16 protein-coding genes are annotated in these 17,989 nt (G+C 76.5%); 5 read left to right on the top strand and 11 right to left on the bottom strand.

Annotated features, from left to right (window positions below):
• Window positions 1-16 precede the first annotated feature (16 nt).
• The 8 genes from ACN20G_RS33865 to ACN20G_RS33830 all read right to left on the bottom strand — a co-directional run bounded on the left by ACN20G_RS33865 (window position 17) and on the right by ACN20G_RS33830 (window position 9,089).
• On the bottom strand, window positions 17-844 hold the full coding sequence (locus ACN20G_RS33865; RefSeq protein WP_424217440.1) for an ABC transporter ATP-binding protein: 828 nt from the start codon (window positions 842-844) through the stop codon (window positions 17-19).
• A 34-nt stretch (window positions 845-878) separates the two neighbouring features.
• Entirely contained in the window at window positions 879-1,889 is a 1,011-nt protein-coding gene (locus ACN20G_RS33860) for an ABC transporter ATP-binding protein (protein WP_424217077.1), read from the bottom strand.
• Window positions 1,886-2,830, bottom strand: coding sequence for an ABC transporter permease (locus tag ACN20G_RS33855; RefSeq protein ID WP_424217076.1), 945 nt, complete (start codon window positions 2,828-2,830; stop codon window positions 1,886-1,888). Before ACN20G_RS33855 ends, ACN20G_RS33860 begins: the two co-directional genes overlap by 4 nt.
• Entirely contained in the window at window positions 2,827-3,795 is a 969-nt protein-coding gene (locus tag ACN20G_RS33850) for an ABC transporter permease (RefSeq protein WP_424217075.1), read from the bottom strand. The genes ACN20G_RS33855 and ACN20G_RS33850 overlap by 4 nt, the downstream gene beginning before the upstream one ends.
• Window positions 3,792-5,438 carry an ABC transporter substrate-binding protein gene (locus ACN20G_RS33845; protein WP_424217074.1) on the bottom strand — a complete coding sequence of 549 codons (1,647 nt, stop codon included), beginning with the start codon at window positions 5,436-5,438 and terminating at the stop codon, window positions 3,792-3,794. The genes ACN20G_RS33850 and ACN20G_RS33845 overlap by 4 nt, the downstream gene beginning before the upstream one ends.
• Before the next feature lie 114 nt (window positions 5,439-5,552).
• Window positions 5,553-6,566, bottom strand: coding sequence for an agmatine deiminase family protein (locus ACN20G_RS33840; RefSeq protein ID WP_424217073.1), 1,014 nt, complete (start codon window positions 6,564-6,566; stop codon window positions 5,553-5,555).
• A 250-nt stretch (window positions 6,567-6,816) separates the two neighbouring features.
• On the bottom strand, window positions 6,817-7,398 hold the full coding sequence (locus ACN20G_RS33835) for a TetR/AcrR family transcriptional regulator (protein WP_424217072.1): 582 nt from the start codon (window positions 7,396-7,398) through the stop codon (window positions 6,817-6,819).
• Between the two features lie 74 nt (window positions 7,399-7,472).
• Window positions 7,473-9,089 (bottom strand): protein kinase domain-containing protein, encoded by a 1,617-nt coding sequence (locus tag ACN20G_RS33830; protein WP_424217071.1) that lies wholly within the window; start codon window positions 9,087-9,089, stop codon window positions 7,473-7,475.
• A 451-nt stretch (window positions 9,090-9,540) separates the two neighbouring features.
• On the opposite strand from ACN20G_RS33830, the gene ACN20G_RS33825 reads away from it, so the two are divergent.
• The 3 genes from ACN20G_RS33825 to ACN20G_RS33815 all read left to right on the top strand — a co-directional run bounded on the left by ACN20G_RS33825 (window position 9,541) and on the right by ACN20G_RS33815 (window position 13,318).
• A complete protein-coding gene (locus tag ACN20G_RS33825; RefSeq protein WP_424217070.1) occupies window positions 9,541-10,701 on the top strand; it encodes an agmatine deiminase family protein in 1,161 nt (386 codons plus the stop codon).
• Window positions 10,702-10,766: 65 nt separating this feature from the next.
• Complete coding sequence (locus ACN20G_RS33820) at window positions 10,767-11,891, top strand: polyprenyl synthetase family protein (protein WP_424217069.1); 1,125 nt, start codon at window positions 10,767-10,769, stop codon at window positions 11,889-11,891.
• A gap of 782 nt (window positions 11,892-12,673) precedes the next feature.
• A complete protein-coding gene (locus tag ACN20G_RS33815) occupies window positions 12,674-13,318 on the top strand; it encodes a hypothetical protein (RefSeq protein ID WP_424217068.1) in 645 nt (214 codons plus the stop codon).
• On the opposite strand, the gene ACN20G_RS33810 is transcribed toward ACN20G_RS33815, so the two are convergent.
• Together ACN20G_RS33810 and ACN20G_RS33805 are read right to left on the bottom strand one after the other, a co-directional pair.
• The gene (locus ACN20G_RS33810; RefSeq protein ID WP_424217067.1) at window positions 13,305-15,026 is read right to left on the bottom strand and encodes a hydroxysqualene dehydroxylase; all 1,722 of its coding nucleotides are present in this window, start codon (window positions 15,024-15,026) and stop codon (window positions 13,305-13,307) included. The two genes, ACN20G_RS33815 and ACN20G_RS33810, sit on opposite strands and share 14 nt — an antisense overlap.
• Window positions 15,027-15,077: 51 nt before the next feature.
• Window positions 15,078-15,620, bottom strand: a complete 543-nt coding sequence (locus ACN20G_RS33805; RefSeq protein WP_424217066.1) for a putative immunity protein — start codon at window positions 15,618-15,620, stop codon at window positions 15,078-15,080.
• Window positions 15,621-15,733: 113 nt separating this feature from the next.
• Between ACN20G_RS33805 and trpM the strand changes: the two genes are divergently transcribed.
• Together trpM and ACN20G_RS33795 are read left to right on the top strand one after the other, a co-directional pair.
• On the top strand, window positions 15,734-15,895 hold the full coding sequence (trpM, locus tag ACN20G_RS33800; protein ID WP_424217065.1) for a tryptophan biosynthesis modulator TrpM: 162 nt from the start codon (window positions 15,734-15,736) through the stop codon (window positions 15,893-15,895).
• 106 nt (window positions 15,896-16,001) lie between these two features.
• On the top strand, window positions 16,002-17,384 hold the full coding sequence (locus ACN20G_RS33795) for an MFS transporter (RefSeq protein ID WP_424217064.1): 1,383 nt from the start codon (window positions 16,002-16,004) through the stop codon (window positions 17,382-17,384).
• Here the strand turns inward: ACN20G_RS33795 and ACN20G_RS33790 are convergent.
• Entirely contained in the window at window positions 17,338-17,886 is a 549-nt protein-coding gene (locus tag ACN20G_RS33790; RefSeq protein ID WP_424217063.1) for an anthrone oxygenase family protein, read from the bottom strand. The two genes, ACN20G_RS33795 and ACN20G_RS33790, sit on opposite strands and share 47 nt — an antisense overlap.
• Window positions 17,887-17,989: the final 103 nt, after the last annotated feature.

Below are 17,989 nucleotides of genomic sequence, written 5' to 3'. Positions count from 1 at the left end.
GTGGTGCGGGTGGTGGTCAGAGGGCGCGGCGTGCGGCGGCCAGGGCCGCCGGGTCCCAGCCGGGCTGGGGGACGCAGTCGCGCAGCAGGCGGGTGTAGGGGTGTTCGGGGGCGGCGAGCACCCGCTCGGTGGGTCCGCGTTCCACCACGGCGCCGTCGCGCATCACGACCAGTTCGTCCGTGACCTGCCGGACCACGCCGAGGTCGTGGGTGATGAACAGGCAGCCGATCCGGGTGCGTTCGCGGATCTCGGCGAGCAGGTTGAGGATCTGGGCCTGGACGGAGACGTCGAGGGCGGCGACGGCCTCGTCGAGGACGAGGAGGGCGGGTTCGACGGCGAGGGCGCGGGCGATGGCCACACGTTGGCACTGGCCGCCCGAGAGTTCGCGGGGGCGGGCCTCGGCGGCCCGGGGGCCGAGGCCGACCTGGTCGAGGAGTTCGCGGATCCGGGGGGCCGGGTCGCGGTCGGGGAAGTGGAGGGTCAGGGCCTCGCGCAGCGCGTCGGTCGCGCTCGCGCGGGGGTCGAGGGAGTGGTAGGGGTCTTGGAAGACCATCTGCACCTCGCGAGCGCGGGCGGTACGGGCGGCGGCGCCCCGGACCCGGGCCGTGCGGGGCAGGCCGCGCACCAGGACCTGTCCGGTGTCGGCCCGTTCGAGGCCGACGACGACGCGGGCGAGGGTGGTCTTGCCGGAGCCGGAGCCGCCGACGACGCCGAGGGAGCCGCCCTCGGGCAGCAGCAGGTCCACCCCGTCGACGGCCAGGTGGTCGCCGAACGCGCGGCGCAGAGCGCGGACCTCCAGCAGCGGTGCGGCGCGGGCGGCACGGTCGGCGGCTGCTTGGGGGATGGCGGGTGCCGGGGGTTCAGTGGGTGCCTGGGGGTCAGTGGGCACGGGGCGCGCTCCCTTCGAGCCGGTCGGCGTGGTGGCAGGCGGCGCGTTGCGCGGGCCGGTCGGGGGCGGGGGTGGTGTCGGGGGCGCGGGTGTCGCAGATCTCCGTGGCGTGCCCGCAGCGGGCCGCGAACGCGCAGCCGGGCAGGGGTTCGCGCGGGTCTGGCGGCAGGCCCTCGATGACGGGGAGCCGGCCGCGCGGGCCGTCCAGGCGCGGGCCGCAGGCGAGGAGGGCGGCGGTGTAGGGGTGTCGGGGCCGCCGGAACAGGGCGTCGGCGGGGCCGGTCTCGGCGATCCGTCCGGCGTACATGACGTACACGCGGTCGGCGACGGCGGCGGCGAGGTCCAGGTCGTGGGTGACGAACAGCATGCCGGTGCCGTGGGCGCGGCGCAGTTCGGTGAGGAGGGCGATGGCCTCGGCCTGGCCGGCGGCGTCGAGGGCGGTGGTGGGTTCGTCGGCGAGGAGGAGGGCGGGGGAGCCCATGAGGGCGGCGGCGATGACGACGCGTTGCAGCATTCCGCCGGAGACCTGGCCGGGTCGGGCGCGCAGCAGGGTCTCGTCGAGGCCGACGGAGCGCAGGAGTTCGGCGGCGCGGGCCCGGGCGTGGGCGCGGCTCATGGCGCCGGTGAGGACGACGGACTCGGTCATGAAGTCGCCGATGCGGCGCAGTGGGTTGACGGCGGCGCGGGGGTCCTGGAAGACCATGGCGGCGGTGTCGGCGCGCAGCCGGCCGCGTTCGGCGGGGGCCATGGCGAGCACGTCGCGGCCGGCGACGCGGACGGTGCCGGTCGTGCTCGCGCCGGGGGGCAGCAGGCCGAGGGCGGCGCGGGAGGTGAGGCTCTTGCCGGAGCCGGATTCGCCGACGAGGGCGACGGTCTCGCCGGGGGCGACGGTGAGGTGCACGCCGTCGACGAGGGGCCGGGCGAGCCCGGGGAGGGTGATGCGGAGCCCGTCGACGTCCAGCACGGGAACGGGGGCGGTGGGTGTGGTGGGTGTGGTCACGGGGTCCTCCCGGCGACCCGGTCGGCCCAGCGTTCGCCGACGACGTTGAAGGCGACGACCGTGAGCACGATGACGACGCAGGGCAGGACGGCGGAGAGCGGGTAGCCCTGTTGGACGGCGGTCTGTCCGTCGAGGACCATGCGGCCCCAGTCGGGGGTGAGGGCGGGGATGCCCAGGCCGAGGAAGGACAGGCCGGCGAGGTCGGTGAGGGCGTAGCCGAAGTTGACGGCGGACTGGGCGAGGACGGTGGGGGCGACGGCGGGCAGTACGTGCCGCAGGCAGATGCGCGTGCCGGAGTGGCCCTGGACGCGCAGGGCGTCCACGTACGGGCGGGCCCGTTCGGCCAGGACGAGGGAGCGGGTGAGGCGGCTGACGTGCGGGAGGTAGGCGACGGCGAGGGCGAGGACGGGTGCGATGAGGCCCTCCCCGTACACGGCGACGACGAGGATGGCGAGCAGCATGCCGGGGAACGCGAAGACGAGTTCGGTGCTCCGGGAGACGAGGGTGTCGGCCAGGCCGCCGCGCCAGCCGGCGAGGGTGCCCAGGGCCACGCCGGCGAGGGTGGAGAAGAGGACCACGCCGAGGGGGCCGAGGAGGGAGGTGCGGGCGCCGATGAGGAGTCGGGAGAGGGTGTCGCGGCCGGCGGCGTCGGCGCCGAGGGGGTGGTGGGCGGAGGGGCCGGCGAGGGCGTCGGCGAGGTCGACGGCGTTGGGGTCGTGGGGGGCGATCCAGGGGGCGAGGAGGGCGGCGAGGACCACGAGGGCGACGAGGCCGGCGCACAGGCGGTGGGTGAGGGAGCCGGCGGGGCCGACGCGGAGCCGGGAGAGCACGGGCCGGCGGGTCAGGGCGGCCCCGGCCGGGGCGGGGTGGGTCGCGGGGGTGTCGGTGGTGGGGGTGCCGGGGGTGGGGGTGCCGGGGGTGGGGGTGTCGGTGGCGGTCATGCGGCGGCTCCTCGGGTGCCGAGGGTGACCCGGGGGTCGACCAGTGGCAGCAGCAGGTCGACGAGGAGGTTCACGAGGCAGAACAGGGCCACGATGATCAGGGCGACGGCCTGGACGGTGGCGAAGTCCTTGGTGCTGGTGGCGAGTTCCAGCAGGGAGCCGATGCCGCCGACGCTGAACGCGGTCTCCACCAGCACGGTGCACACCAGCAGGGTGGAGACGATGAGCCCGCCGGTGGTGAGCACGGTGCCGAGCGCGTTGCGCACGACGTGCCGGCGGATCACGAGCCGTTCGGGGACGCCCCGGGCGCGGGCCACCGTGACGTGGTCGGCGGCGAGGCCGTCGAGCATCGTGGAGCGGGTGATCCGGGCCAGCATGCCGACCAGGTAGAGGGCGAGGGCGACGGCGGGCAGGGTGAGGTGCCAGAGCCGGTCGAGGAGTCCGTCGCCGGCGCCGCCGGTGGGGAACCAGCCGAGGTCCACGGCGAACAGGCCCTGGAGCAGGACGGCGGCCACGAACGAGGGGGTTCCGAGGGCGAGGGTGGTGGTGATCAGGACGCCGGTGTCGACGGCCCCGCCGCGCACGGCGGCGAGCCGGCCGAGGAACAGGCCGAGAGCCAGCACCAGCAGCAGGGCCATGGCCACGAGCAGCAGGGTGGTGGGCAGCCGGTCGGCCAGCAGGCGGGACACGTCGGTGCGGTGGGTCAGCGAGCGGCCGAGGTCGCCGTGGAGCACGTCGCCGAGCCAGTGCCCGTAGCGGACGAGGAAGGGGTCGTCGAGGTGGTGGCGGGCGCGGACGGCGGCGAGGGCCTCGGGGGAGGCGGAGCGGCCGGCGAGGAGGAAGCTCGCGGGGTCGCCGGGGGCGAGGGCGGTGGCGCCGAAGACGAGGAAGGAGGCCAAGAGGAGGGTGGCGAGGGTTTCGCCGAGGCGGCGGGCGGCGAAGGCCGCGAAGCGGGTGGGGGTCACGGGGCGGCCCCGATGTCGGCGGCCCAGGGCCGGTACAGGTGGGAGATGCCGGCGGCGGCGCCGGTGACGCGCTTGCCGAGGAAGAGGGAGGTGGGCCATTCGGCGACGGGGATCCACAGCAGGTCGCGGGCGGCCCGTCGGTGCAGGTCGGCCTCGATCCCGGCGCGTTCGGCGGGGTCGGCCGTCGCCCCGGCCCGGTCGACGAGCCGGTCGTAGGCGGGGTCGGTGTGGCCGGAGAAGTTGAGGTAGGCGCCGCCCCGGAAGTTGCCGAGGAGGTCGAGGGGGTCGGTGATCGACTGGTAGTAGGTGAGGGGGAACATGTCGATGCCCTCGCGGGCCGCCGGGTCGGTGAACAGGGCGGTGAACGCGTTGGGCGCGATGGTCCGCAGCCGCACGTCGAGTCCGATGGAGGTGCCGGCGGCCTGCACGGCGGTGGCCAGCAGGGACACGTCCTGGCCGATGGGGCTGGTGGCGACGGTGATCCGGCCGCCCTTCGCGCCGGCCTCGGCGACGAGCCGGCGGGCCTCGGCGAGGTCGCGGCCGGGGGCCGGCAGTCCGGCGAAGGCCCGTTCGCGGGCGGCGGCGGGGGCGGCGGCCCACGCGGCGCGGGTGGTGGGGGCGGTGGTGACGGTGCCGGCGCCGCCGAGGCCGGCACGGACGAAGCCGTCGCGGTCCAGGGCGAGGGAGAGGGCTCGGCGCACGCGCGGGTCCCCGAGGGGGCCGGAGGTGTCGGTGACGGCGAGGTTGACGGTGCTCAGGCCCTCCCCGTACCAGAGGGTGCCGGCGCCGGAGGCGCGCAGTCGGGCCAGGCTCTCGCTGGGCACGAGGAAACTGCCGTCGACCTCGCCGCTGAGCATGGCGTTGGTGCGGGCGGAGGGGTCGGCGAGAACCCGGAAGGTGACGGTGCGGGCCTTGGCGGGGGTGCCTCGGTAGCCGGCGAAGCGGGTCAGGCGCAGGGACTGGCCCTTGTCCCAGGCGGTGAGTTCGAAGGGGCCGGTGCAGGCGAGGCCGCCGCTGGTGCCGTAGTCCTCGCCGGCGGCCTCGACCCCGGCGCGGGAGGTGACGACTCCGGCGGCGGTGGCCATGTACTGCGGGAACTGGGAGTCGGGGCGGGTGAGTCGGACGGTCACGCGCAGGGGACCGTCGGCGGTGACGGAGGCGACGTTGCGGAACACCTGGGCCCAGGCGGCGGCGTTGGCCGGGTCCATCTGGCGGCGCAGGCTGAACACCACGTCGTCGGCGGTCATCTCGCCGCCGTTGTGGAAGCGGACCCCGGGGCGCAGGTCGTAGACCCAGGTGGTGGCGTCGGGGTGGGAGACGGCGCGGGCCAGGCCGGGTTCGACGGTGAGGCGCGGGGTCCAGGTCATGAGGGACTCGCACACGTTGGCCAGGACCGTGTTCTGCGGGTAGTCGAAGGCCATGGTCGGGTCGAGGGTGGGCGGTTCGGCGTACAGGGCCCAGGTGAGGGAGTCGAGTTCGCCGCGCGCGGCGGGGGTGGTGACGCTCAGCCGCAGGTCGGCGGGGTCCGTGCCGCGCGGGGGGCCGGCGCAGGCGGTCAGCAGGGCGAGGGCGGACAGGGCCGCGGCGACCGTGGTGGTGCGGCGGCGGGCGGGTCTGCTCGTGCGGGGCGGGGAGGTGGGCACGGTCGCGCTCTCTTCTTCGTGAGCGGGCAGGGTCGCAACGGGGGGCGCGGGGGGCGGGGGCGCGGGCGGGGGCCGCGGGGCCCCGGGCGGGGATCGCGCCCGGGGCCGGTCGGGTCAGGCGCGGGGCAGGGCGCGGGGGACCTGTTGGGTGATGCAGTGCACCCCGCCGCCGCCGTAGGCGAGGGCGCGGGCCCGGACGCCGACGACCTCCCGCCCGGGGTATGCCTCGGCGATGACGGCGAGGGCCTCCTTGTCCTCGGGCACGCCGGCCACGGGGACCACGACGGCGCCGTCGGCGAGGTAGTGGTTCAGGTAGGACACCTCGACCTCCTGGCCGGCGAGGTCCACGAACGCGGTCTGGGGCACCTCGACGATCCGCAGCGGGCGGCCGGCGGCGTCGGTGGACGCGGCCAGCACGGCGCGGTTCGCGCGCATCCTGGCGTGGTCGGGGTGGTCGGGGTCGGCGGGCAGGGAGACGATCACGGTGCCGGGGGCGGTGAAGGCGCAGACCCCGTCCACGTGCCCGTCGGTCTCGGTGTCGAGGAGGCCCCCGTACGGCAACCAGATGATCTTGGTGACGCCGAGTCGGGCGCGCAGTTCGGCCTCGATCTCCGCGCGGCCCAGGTCGGGGTTGCGGTTGGGGTGGAGCAGGCACTGCTCGGTGGTGATCAGCGTGCCCTCGCCGTCCACGGTGATCGCGCCGCCTTCGAGGACCATCGCGGAGGGGTGCCGTTCGATCCCGAGGTGGTCCAGGAGCAGGGCGCTGATCCGGTCGTCGGCGTCCCAGGGCGAGTGCTTGCGGCCCCAGGCGTTGAACCGGAAGTCGGCGCCGGCCCGGCGGCCCTCGGCGTCGAGGACGAACAGGGGCGCGCTGTCGCGGAACCAGGAGTCGTCGATCGGCAGCTCGATCACCGTGACCCCGTCCCCGCAGTGGGCGCGGGCGTCGGCGCCGTGCCCGGGCGGGGCGACCATCGTGACGGGTTCGAACGCGGCGATGGCGCGGGCCACCTCGGCGTACTCCTCCTTCGCGGCGGGCAGGACTTCGCCCCACAGTTCCTCGCGGGTGGGCCAGCCCATCAGGCAGCCCTCGTGCGGGGCCCATTCGGCGGGCATGCGGTACTCGGCCATCGGTGTCTCGTTTCTCGTGCGGTTGTCGCGATGAACAGACTGAAAATTCAGTCAGGATCTTGAAGGCCAAGAGGACTCAGGGCCTGGAGCTGCGGTGGTCAGGACGGGCTCACGCGCCGGCTCGGGGCCGACCGGGCGGTTCGGAGGTCGCCGTCTTGGCGCTCACTGTGGCATTGACTGAATTTTCAGTCAATGGATCGGACGAACCGAACCCACCACGGGCAACGCGGGACGGGGGACGCGGGGCAGGTCAGTGGCGCCGGAGCGCGGCCACTTCCACCTCGACGGCCCCGCGCACCAGCTCGCGCGCGTGCCCGGCCGGCACGGCCCCGCTGAGCCGGCGCGTGCTCAGCCCCTCGATCAGCGCGGTGAGCCGTTCGGCGGCGGCGGCGTGCGCGGGGGCGGGCGCCGTCGGCACGACCTGGCCGAGCAGCCCCGCCACGTCCTGCACCCAGATCAGCGTGGCCCGGGCCAGGTCCTCGCGCAGCAGCGGGTCGAAGACGGCGCTGGCCCGCAGTTCGCCCCAAGCCGTGCTGTTCTCCCGGACCTCGTCGGTGTCCTGGAACTCCAGCAGCAGCGTCGCCTCCAGCTCCTCGCGGGGCGGCAACGGCGGGTCGTCGGGGTCGCGGTCGGCGGTGTAGCGGTCCGCGCGCTCGTTGATGAACTCCAGGGTCCGGCGCAGCACCCCGGTGCGGTCCTTGAAGTGGTAGTAGATCAGCGAGGTCGAGACCCCGGCCTCGGCCGCGATCTCCTCCACCCGCAGCCCGCGCACCCCGCGCCGGGCGATCACCCGGGCGGCCGATTCGAGGATCCGAGTGCTGCGCGACGCCATGATCGACAGCCTACCGGGCCCCGGTACCCCGGGGACCGGCCGAAGGTCACCGCCGGCGACCCGCTCGGGGGCGCTCATTCGCGCGTGTACTGGTCGACGACCACGGTGACCGCGCCGTCCGCGCCCGTCCCCGCCGGCCGGACGATCGCGATCCGCCGCCCCTCGGGATCGCGGACGCAGAACGGCCGCCGCTCCCCCGCCGCCGCGAAGGGCACGGTGTCGACGGGCCGCGTGCCCAGCCCCCGTTCACAGCCCGCCGGGCTCAGCTCCGGGCCCTCGGCCACGTGCGCCTCCGACGCCTCGGAGGGCACGAAGGCCCGCCCCTCCCAGGCCAGGTACCAGCCGGCCGTCTCGGCGGGCACGACCTTCCCGGCCGCGAGGTCGAACTCCCAGCCGGGACCGGGGGCGGTCAGGGTCAGGTCCCGGTAGACGGCGACGTGCCCGGACCCGGCCGGCTCCCCGTCCTCGTCGGCGCCCGGGGCGACGGGCCCCGAGAACCACCAGTACGCCGCGCCCGCGCAGCAGGCCAGGACCGCGGCGCACAGCGCCGACACCCACACCGAACGCCGCCCCCGCGCCCCACGCGGCACGGGAGGCACGGTCGGGGACGGCACGGGCACGGGCGCCTCGACGGGCACCCGCACGGTCGGCGGCCGGGGCGTCGCGAAGGCCGGAACCGCGGGCGGGCCGTACGCGACGGTTCGGTCCACGAGGGGTCGGTCCGCGAGGGATCGGCCCGCGACGGTTCGGTCCGCGAGGGGGCGGTCCGGCGCCGGGCCGGGGCCGCTCCCGGCGACCTCCGCGCGGACCGGCTCGGGCAGCCACCCCGCACCGAACCCGGGATCGGGCCCGACCGCCGGATGGGCCCGGACCTCGGCGATCACCTGCGCGGTCGTGGGACGCGCGCCCGGGTCCTTCGCCAGGCACCGGGCCAGCAGCCCGCGCAGTTCGACGGGCACCCGGGCGAGGTCGGGGGCCTCGTGCACGACCCGGTAGAGGGTGGTGGCGTCGGGCCCGGCGCCGAACGGGGGCGCTCCGCCGGCCACGTGCACGGCGAGCGCGCCCAGCGCGAACACGTCGGTCGCGGGGGTCACGGCGCGCCCCACGGCCTGCTCCGGCGCCATGAACGCGGCGGTGCCGATCCGCAGCCCGGCCCCGGTCAGGGCGGTCGCGCCGACCGCGTGCGCGATCCCGAAGTCGATGACGCGGGGACCGTCGGGGGCGAGCAGCACGTTCGCCGGCTTGAGGTCGCGGTGCACGACGCCCGCGCCGTGCACCGCCTGGAGGGCCTCGGCGATGCCCGCGAGGAGGAGCAGCACGGTGCGCACGGGCAGCGGGCCGTGCCGGCGCACCACCTCGTGCAGCGAGGGGCCCGGCACGTAGACGGTGGCGAGCCAGGGGCGGCGGGCGCTCGTGCCGAAGTCCACCACCTGGGCCGTGAACAGGCCGTTGATCCGGCCCGCGCCCGCCACCTCGCGGGCGAAGCGCTCGCGGAACTCGGGATCGGCGGCGAACTCCTCGCGGATCGCCTTGACGGCCACGGGTCGCCCGGCCGGCGTGTGGGCCAGGTAGACCACCCCCATGCCGCCGGCGCCGAGGCGGGCCCGGAGGCGGTAGCCGCCGATCTCGCGGGGGTCGTCGGGGGACAGGGCCTCCGGGCCGGGGGGTGCTCCGGGCAGGTGAGCGGACATGGGGTGCTCTTTCGGGAGTGCGGTGGCGATCCCGGCGATCGTCGCCCTGACCAGATTCTCAGTCAATACAGGATCCCGCCCACCCTCCCACGCCCGAACCCTCCCCGCACCCGCCCCGCACCCTTCGCGCGACTGCCGATCCACCACCCCGGACACCCCCACCCCAAGCCCACCAGAACCCCTACGAACACACGAAATGGCAGGTCAAAGCCCCTGTCACAGCCCACGCACCGAACCCACCCCACCCCTCGGACGCCCTCCTTCCACTTGACTGAAAATCCGGTCAGTGCCACAGTGGCGACACGCAGCGCCCCGCCTGCCGTCGATCGGCGCTCCGGACCGTCACCGCGCACCCTTGTACCAGGGGCCCGCGGCCTCGTGCCGAGGCCCGCCGGCGCGCCGGCCCGACCGGATGAACCGTTCCCTCCCGGTACACGATCGGAGTCCCCCCATGACCGACCCCTCCCGCCGCACCGCCCTCCAGGCCCTCGCCGGCCTCGGTGCCCTCGCCCTCGGGGCCGTGGGCTGCGGCCCCGGAGAGTCCTCCCTGCGCTCCGGCGCTCCCGCCGGCTCGGCCCGCTCGGCCTCCCCCGGCCCCGCGCGCCGCTTCGGCGCCGAGTGGGACAGCCACACCCGGACCTTCATGTCCTGGCCCGCGCTGGCCGCCGGGGTCTGGGAGGAGGACCTGCCCTACGTCCGCGAGGACATCGCCCGCATCGCGCGCGCCGTCGGGAAGTACGAGGCCGTCGTCATGATGGCCCGCCCCGCGCAGGTCGCCGCCGCGCAGCGGGCCTGCGGGAACGACGTCGAGGTGATCCCCCTCGCCGTCGACGACCTGTGGGCCCGCGACACCGTGCCCGTCTTCGTCGAGGAGGGCGGGAAGGTCGTCGGGGTCGACTTCAACTTCAACGGCTGGGGGAACAAGCAGGAGCACGGCAACGACGCCAAGGTCGGCGCCGCCCTCCTCGCCAAGTACGGCATCCCCCGGGTGCAGGCCCCGCTGGTCGGCGAGGGCGGCAGCTTCGAGACCGACGGCGAGGGCACCCTGCTCGTCACCGAGTCCTCGATGGTCAACGACAACCGGAACAAGGGGAAGTCCCGCGACACCGTCGAGGCCGAGCTGAAGAGCAGCCTCGGGGTGCGGAAGGTGATCTGGCTGGCGGGCGTGCGCGGCCAGGACATCACCGACGCCCACGTCGACAGCCTCGTCCGCTTCACCGAACCCGGGGTCGTGCTCCTGGACCGGGCGCACCCGAACACCCCGCCGGACTCCTGGTCCCGCGCCGCCGACCAGGCCAAGGGCGTGCTCTCCAAGGCCACCGACGCGCGCGGCCGACGCCTGGAGATCGTCGACCTCCCCCAGCCCGACCTGGACCTCATCACGGGCCGCGGCGACGACTTCGTGTCCACGTACGCCAACTTCTACGTGGCCAACGACTCCGTGTTCATGCCCCGGTTCGGCGACCGCAAGGCCGACGACCGGGCCCGGGGCATCCTGCGCGAGCACTTCCCGAAGCGGGACGTGGTGATGGTGGCCATCGACACCATCGCCTCGGGCGGCGGCGGCATCCACTGCTCCACCCACGACCAGCCGGGTAAGCCCGCCGCCTGAACCGGCGGCGCGGACGACGGGTAGGGTGCGGGCGACACACCCGACCGAAGGGAACGCGGCCGAGGATGACCCCACACCCCGCGCCCGCGGACACCCGCCCGGACGGGCGTCCCGATGCCCGTCCGGACGCCCGCCCGGACGCCGATGCCCGTGCCCGCGCGCTGCTCGTCGCGGCCAGGACCCGCACGGACGCCGTGATCGCGCCCCTGCTGGACCGGGTCCCCCGGGGCTCCGCCCGGGTCCTCGGCTACCAGTGGGGCCTGTGGGACGCCGAAGGGCGGCCCGCCGGCGAGGACGGGGCCGGGCGCGGCAAGGCCCTGCGGGCGGCCCTGGTGTTCGCCGCCGCCGGGGCCGCCGGCCGCTCCCCCGACGAACCCCTCGTCGCGGCCGGGGCCGCCGCCGTCGAACTGCTGCACACCCTCTCCCTGCTGCACGACGACGTGATGGACGGGGACGAGCTGCGGCGCGGCCGGCCCGCCGCGTGGCGGGTCTTCGGGGCCGGGGCGGTGGAGCGGGCCGTGCGGGAACTGACCCCGCACGCCGTCACCCTGCTCGTCGAGACCCCCGCCGAGGACCCGACCGCCCCCGCCCGCGCCGCCGGCGTGCTCGGGCACGCGCTCGTGCGGCTCGCCCAGGGCCAGGCCCTGGACCTCGCGTTGGAGGAGGAGGCCCGCCCCGAGGCCGCCGCGACCCTGCGCGTACACGCCGACAAGACGGGTTCGCTGTTCGCGTGCGCCTGCGAGCTGGGCGCCGGCCCCGGCGCGGCGGCGGCGGACCTGGCCGCGTTCGGCGAACACCTGGGCCTCGCCTTCCAGATCGTCGACGACCTCCTCGGCGTCTGGGGGGACCCCGCCGTGACGGGGAAACCGGCGGGCGCGGACCTGACGGCCCGCAAGAAGTCCCACCCCGTGGCCGCCGCCCTGGCCCCGGCCGACGAACCCGGTCCGACGGGCGACCGCGCCCGGCGGCTGCTCGCCCTCTACGGGCGGCCCGGGCCGTGGACCGCGCCGGAGGCCGCCGAGGTCCGCCGGCTGCTCGACGCGTCCGGGGCCCGGGCCCTCTCACGGGACGCGGCCCGCACGCACGAACGCGCGGCCGCGGCGGCCCTGACCCGCCTGCGCCCACCACACCCGGACGCGGCCGAGGACCTGCGAACCCTGGCCACGTTCTGCCTCTCCCGAGCCCACTGACACCCGCCCCCCAACCGACCCTCGCCTCCAGCCCGACCCCTGCCCCGGCTCAACCCCTACCCGCCCCTCACCCCGGCCCGCCCCCTGCCCCGCACCGGCCGCAACCCCGCCGGGCCCCGACCCGACCCCGGCCCCGACCTGCCCCAGCCCGGATCGGCCCGAACCCGGCCCCGCCCCGAGCCCGGACCGGGACCCACCCCGGACCGGGACCCACCCCAGCCTGGCCCGCCCCGGCCTGGCCCACCGCAGGCCCGACGAAGGCCCGACGAAGGCCGGACCCGCCCCGGCCCCGACCGGCAGGCGGGCGGGCGGGTGGGCGGGCCGGCGGGCGGGCAGGCAACCAGGCGGGGCAGACGGGCCAGCGGGTAGGCGGGCGACGGGCGGGCCAGCGGGCAGACAGGCCGGCGGGCGGGCGCCCGGGCGGGCCGGCGGGCCAGCGGGCCAGCGGCCCGCCCCGGCCCACCGCAGACCCGACGAAGGCCGGACCCGCCCCGGCCCCGACCGGCAGGCGGGCGGGCGGGTGGGCGGGCCGGCGGGCGGGCAGGCGACCGGGCGGGGGCAGGCAGGCGGGCAGACGGGCCGGCGGGCGGGCCAGCGGGCAGGCAGGCGGGCCAGCGGGCCAGCAGGCGGGCCAGCGGGCCGGCGGGCAGGCAGGCAACCGGGTGGGGTCAGACGGGCCAGCGGGTAGGCGGGCGACGGGCGGGCCAGCGGGCAGACAGGCCGGCGGGCGGGCCGGCGGGCAGACAGGCCGGCGGGCCGGCGGGTTGTGTCAGGATGCCGGGATGTTCACCGACACGCACGGCGGCGAACCCCTGGTCGCGGGCGAGGCGTTGACTACCCGCCCCGGGTTCTGGGCCGCTCACCTGGCCGAGCTCTGCGCCGAGGCGGAGTGCGCGACCGCCCCGGACCCGGAGCGGTTCGGCGCGGACGAGGCCGACACCGACGCGATGTTCGAGGTCCTCTTCGACCCCGACCGGTGGCCGGTGCTGCGCGTGCCCGTCACGGACGGCCCGACCCACGTCGTGATCCACTACAACGCCGACGGCGAGTGCGGCGTAGTACGGGTCCGCGCGCAACCGACCGGCGACGCCGACCCGCCGCCGCGGTACCTGCCGGAAGAGCCCGTGCGCCGCCCCGGCCCGACCTGGGCCGGGTTGACGCGGATCGCCGACGGACCGCCCGGCCCCGGCGACGGCGTACGCGACCCGGCGGCCCGCCTGCTGCTGCTCCTGCCGCTCGTCGAGGACCCGGACCCGGCTCCGCCGGCCGTCCGCGCGCGGGTGGTCGAGGCCCTGCTCGCGGTCGGTGCGCCCCGGGACACCGTCCACGCCACCGCGGACCACCTGCTCGGACACCTCGCGCACGACGACCCCGACGACCCCGACCACCACGACCACCGCCGGCGTTCCCCGCTCAGCGGGGGCTGAGGTCCGGCCGGTGCCAGGGGGCCGGGCGGTCGAAGAGGTTCGGCAGGCCGGCCGCGTACCGCTCGTCGTCCAGTCGCCGCAGCGCCGCCGTCTCCTCCGGCCGCTCCCACCCGCGCACCACGCACTCCGGGGCCCGGGAACCCGCCGTCGCGAGGAGCGCGTTGACGGCGGCCTTGCCGCTCTGGTCGGCGGCCTCCATCGTGGCCAGGTTCAGGTCCACGTCCACGTGGTCCCCGGCCTGGAACAGGTTCGGCACCTTCCCCGCCGGTTTCGGGCGCCACCGTCGCGAACCCGCCGTGCTGATCAGCAGCGGCTCCGTGTTGTGGGCGAGACCGCCCGGTTCGGTGGGCCAGCGGATCGCGGGATCGGTGAAGCACGAGTGGACGAGGTCCCGGGAGAGCAGCGGCCGGCCGTCGCGGCGCAGCGAGTCCGCGAGTTGGTGCCACACCTCGCGCACCGCCTCCTCCCGCGTGCACTCCCGGGCCGGTTTCCCGGTCAGCGGGCCGGGCACGTCCCACGCGGACACGTCCACGGACAGGCAGTCGTGGACGGTGCCGTCGCCGTAGCGGTCCGCGAACGCGGGACCGGACCAGAACCCGGCCTGCGCGACGGAGGTGAGCGCCCACGGCGAGTCCACGTGGATCACGTGCCCGTGGGCCAAGTCCAGGCGCTCCCGCAGGAAGAACTGGACGCCCGTCATCCAGTCCGTCTCCAGCCGGTCGATCCCGGTCAGGCCCTCGTCCAGTTCGCACACCTCCGGCCCCAGGGTCCGCACCGCCGCCTCGGCGGGCACCGCGCACACGAACCAGTCGGCCTCCACCTCGCGCACGGCCCCCGACGGGGTGCGCACCACGGCCGCCCGCACGGCGCCGCCCGCCGTGCTCAGCCGCGTCACCCGGTGCCCGACGAGGAACCGCACGCCGAGGCCGACCAGGTGCGCGGCCCACGGGCCGATCCACGCCTCGGTGGTCGGCGCGTCCAGCACCCGATCGGCCTCCGCGTGACCGCCGCCGCCCAACAGGCCGTGCCAGAACTCGACCTGGGTGCGGCCGATGGAGGCCACGCTCGCGACCTCCGCCTTCGCCGCGACCAGGGTGCGGGTGGGCCCGATCACGCACATGCGCCGGTAGTCCTCGGAGGCGCCCGCGCCGGCCGCGAACTCCCACCACGAGGTGTCCTCGAACTCACCCGCCCAACGCTCCGGCCCGCTCGTCGCGCACACCAGCAGACGGTTGGCGAAGTGGGCGCTCGCCTCGGGCGACAGCCCCGGGGTACGGGCCAGCACGCGGCCCAGCGCGCGCAGGGTCCCCTCCACGTTCCGCACCCCGGGGCCGCCGGCGATGTCGACCACGAGCCCGTCCCGGCCCCCGTCCCGCGCGAACAGCACCTCCGTGGTCGGCACCAGCCGCTCGGCCACCGAGCCGCCGCCCGGCGCGGGGATCCGGGCCATGGTCTCGGTGACGTTGCGGTAGAAGCCGGGGAAGAACCGGAATCCGTGCTCCCCCGGCAGGTCCCGGCGGCCGTCCCGCCCGGTGCCCGGTACCGGAATGCTGCGGGCCTTGCCGCCCACCGCCCGGGCCTCGATCACGGTCACCTCGAAACCGCGCTCGGCCAGTTCCATCGCCGCCGTCAACCCCGCCGGCCCGGCCCCCACGACCACCACCCGCCGCCCACCCCGCACCCGCACCACGCGCCCCGTCCTCGTCACGCACCACACCACTCACTCACGACCGTGCCGGACAAGATCATCCCACCCGGATCAGCGCCGCAGGGCCGCGTCCAACTCCGCCATCAACACGGCGACCCGCGACCGGCCCGCCGGCGCGGGCGGATACCGCCGCAGCACGGACACGAGCACCGGCCCGGCCCGACGCCGGGCCCCCTCCAGAGAGCGGGCGGCGGCCTCCGGATCCCCCGGGTCCGTGAGCTCCGCCACCCGCGCCGCGCACGCCCCGGCCCGCAGGATGTGGCCGACCTGCGTGGCCTTCGCGATCGGGTGCAGGTACGCGGCCGCCGCCGCGTCCCCGGCCGCCCGCGCCGCGAGCCCGGCGGCCTCCCGCCCCAACTCCCGCGCCTCCTTGGCCGCCCGGTGCGCGTCGAGGGCGGTGACCCGTTGCAGGCGCCCGCGCGGGGCGCCGGCCACGAACTCCTCGGCCGCCACCACGGCCGCCCGAGGCCGCGGATCCCCGGGGACCGCGGCCTCGAACACGGGCAGCACCTCCAGCGCGCTGTCGACCGCGTACCGCGCGACCACGCGCAACTCGTCCACCGTCAGTTCGAAATCACCGGATCCGTTCGCCATCCGTGCATCCTGCCGGCCGGCCGGCACCACCGGCCCACGCGGGCGCACGCAGGCTCGCGACGCCGACGAGACCAGATGTGGACCAGTGCCGTGATTCGTCTACAGTGGTCGTCATGACCCTCGCCTCCCGCCTCGCTCCCGGCTGCCGCCCCCGCGGCTGCCGCGCGCCCGCCCGGCGGACGCACGGACGGCGGGTGCGGTACGTGATCGGCCGGGTGCGCGGCCAGGTCGACGGCACCCGATGGCGCCGCCGCCCGACACGCGCCGCCGACTGACGGATCCGACACCCCGGGCCCGGGGCCGGGACGACGCGTGCCCCCGTCGCACCCCCGCCCGTCCCCCGCGAACCGATCACGGTCCGCGCCCCGCGGAAAGCCCCCGATGTCCCCCACGACACCCGCCCACCCCCACACACCCGACCCCGAACCCGACACCGGCAGCACCTCCGGCACGGGCTCCGGCTCGGGCACGAGCAACGGCAACGGCACCGGCACCGGCACTGGCACTGGCACGAGCACCGACGTCCGCACCGGACCCGATGCGGGCACGGGTACCCGACCCGATGCGGGCACGGGCTCCGGCCCCGGTGCGGGCGCCGGCGTCCGCACCGGTGCCGGCCTGCCCTGGTCTCCCCTGGCGGCCCTCGCCCTCGCCGCGTTCCTGACCCTGCTGACCGAGGCCCTGCCCGCCGGCATGCTGCCCGAGATGGCGCGCGCCCTCGCCGTCGGCGAACCGGCCATGGGGCAGGCCCTCACCGTGTACGCGCTCGCCACCGGCCTCGCGGCCCTCCCCCTGGCCCGCGCGACGGCCCGGTGGCCCCGGCGCCGGCTGCTCCTGTCCGCGATCGGCGCCTTCGCCGTCGCCAACACGGTCACCGCCCTGTCCTCCTCCTATCCCCTCACCCTGACCGTCCGCGTCCTCGCCGGCGTCGCGGCCGCCGTCGTCTGGTCCGAGCTCGTGATCCAGGCCCGCCGCCTGGCCCCCGCCCCGCTGCGGGGCCGCGCCACCGCTGTCGTCCTCACCGGCATCCCGCTGGCCATGTCCCTCGGCGTGCCCCTGGGAACCCTGCTGGGCGATCTCGTGGGGTGGCGGACCACGTTCGGGCTCGTCACCCTCGTAGCCCTGGCCCTGATCGGCTGGATCCGCCTGTCCGTGCCCGAATCACCCGGTGCCGCCCCCGGCCGGCACGAACCCGTCCTGCCGGCCCTGCGCCGCCCCGGTGTCCTCGCCGTCCTCACCGTGACCGCCGCCTGTGTCCTCGCCCACAACGTCCTCTACACCTACATCGCCCCGTTCCTGCGGGTGCGGGACGCAGCCGACGTGCGCGGCCCGGCGCTCGCCGTGCTCGGCGTCGCGTCCCTGCTCTCCGTCGTCGCCACCGGCGCCCTCGTCGACCGGCACCCCCGGCGCCTGACCGTCACCTCCGTCGCCCTGCTCACCCTCTCCACCGCCCTGGCCTCCGCTCCCCTGCACGGCGCCGGCCCGGCGCTCGTGACCACGCTGCTGTGGGGCCTGGGCTGGGGCGGCCTGGCCACCCTGTTGCAGACCGCCGTCGGCAACGCGGCCGGAGCGGCGGGACAGACCCTCTTCGTCACCGTCTGCAACACCGCCATCGCCGGCGGCGGGGCACTCGGCGGCCTCGCCCTCCACGCCCTCGGCCCCGCCGCCCTCCCCGTCACCGCCCTGGTCCTGGCCGCGCCGGCCCTGGCCGTGACCGTCAGCGCCCTGCCGACCCGCCCCGCGACGCCGGTCCGGGCCGGGTGACGGCGACCAGCGCCCCGGCCGCGGCGAGGAAGGAGAACACCGTGCGGGCCGTGTTGGCCGGGCGCCACACCGAGTCGAACCGCTCCAGCACCGACAGGTCCGCACCGGGCGCGGGAGTCCCCAGGGCGGCCAGTTCGTCGTTGAGGGGAATGTTCACCGCGAAGGTCAGCACGAGGACGACGAGGTAGGACACCCCGGCCGCGACCGCCCACCACACGGTCGCGGCCCGCCCGGCCCGCCACGCCGTGAACGCGGCCACCGCCGCCGACGGCAGGGGCAGCAGGAACACGAGCACGAAGAGGGCGCTGCCGTCGATCAACCGGTTGAAGGCCGCCATGGCCTGCGCGTGGGCGGGATCGGCGAGCTCGGCGAGGCCCGGTGTGATCGCGATGTCGAAGATCAGGAAGATGCCCGCCATCAGCCCGGCGGTGAGGGCGGCCACCGCGAGGAGCGGGGTCGTCCACCGGTCGGGTCTCGGGGCGGTCGGCGCTGACGTGGTCACGGGGGGCCTCTCGACGGTCGAAGGCTGCGGCTGCGGGTGCGGCCGTGCTCCCAGCAAAGCCGCCGGGGGTCGGACGTGAACATCGATGAAGCACTCAAGGGCA

This window comes from Streptomyces dryopteridis, from assembly GCF_049606955.1.
Lineage (GTDB): Bacteria > Actinomycetota > Actinomycetes > Streptomycetales > Streptomycetaceae > Streptomyces.
This window is presented reverse-complemented; position numbering and strand designations above follow the sequence as displayed.

Excerpts from the sequence above, each read along its gene's own strand:
- ACN20G_RS33855 (WP_424217076.1), bottom strand. The coding sequence starts at position 2,830 with ATGACCGCCACCGACACCCCCACCCCCGGCACCCCCACCCCCGGCACC.
- ACN20G_RS33840 (WP_424217073.1), bottom strand. The coding sequence starts at position 6,566 with ATGGCCGAGTACCGCATGCCCGCCGAATGGGCCCCGCACGAGGGCTGC.
- ACN20G_RS33835 (WP_424217072.1), bottom strand. The coding sequence starts at position 7,398 with ATGGCGTCGCGCAGCACTCGGATCCTCGAATCGGCCGCCCGGGTGATC.
- ACN20G_RS33830 (WP_424217071.1), bottom strand. The coding sequence starts at position 9,089 with ATGTCCGCTCACCTGCCCGGAGCACCCCCCGGCCCGGAGGCCCTGTCC.
- ACN20G_RS33825 (WP_424217070.1), top strand. The coding sequence starts at position 9,541 with ATGACCGACCCCTCCCGCCGCACCGCCCTCCAGGCCCTCGCCGGCCTC.
- ACN20G_RS33820 (WP_424217069.1), top strand. The coding sequence starts at position 10,767 with ATGACCCCACACCCCGCGCCCGCGGACACCCGCCCGGACGGGCGTCCC.
- ACN20G_RS33815 (WP_424217068.1), top strand. The coding sequence starts at position 12,674 with ATGTTCACCGACACGCACGGCGGCGAACCCCTGGTCGCGGGCGAGGCG.
- ACN20G_RS33805 (WP_424217066.1), bottom strand. The coding sequence starts at position 15,620 with ATGGCGAACGGATCCGGTGATTTCGAACTGACGGTGGACGAGTTGCGC.
- trpM (WP_424217065.1), top strand. The coding sequence starts at position 15,734 with ATGACCCTCGCCTCCCGCCTCGCTCCCGGCTGCCGCCCCCGCGGCTGC.
- ACN20G_RS33795 (WP_424217064.1), top strand. The coding sequence starts at position 16,002 with ATGTCCCCCACGACACCCGCCCACCCCCACACACCCGACCCCGAACCC.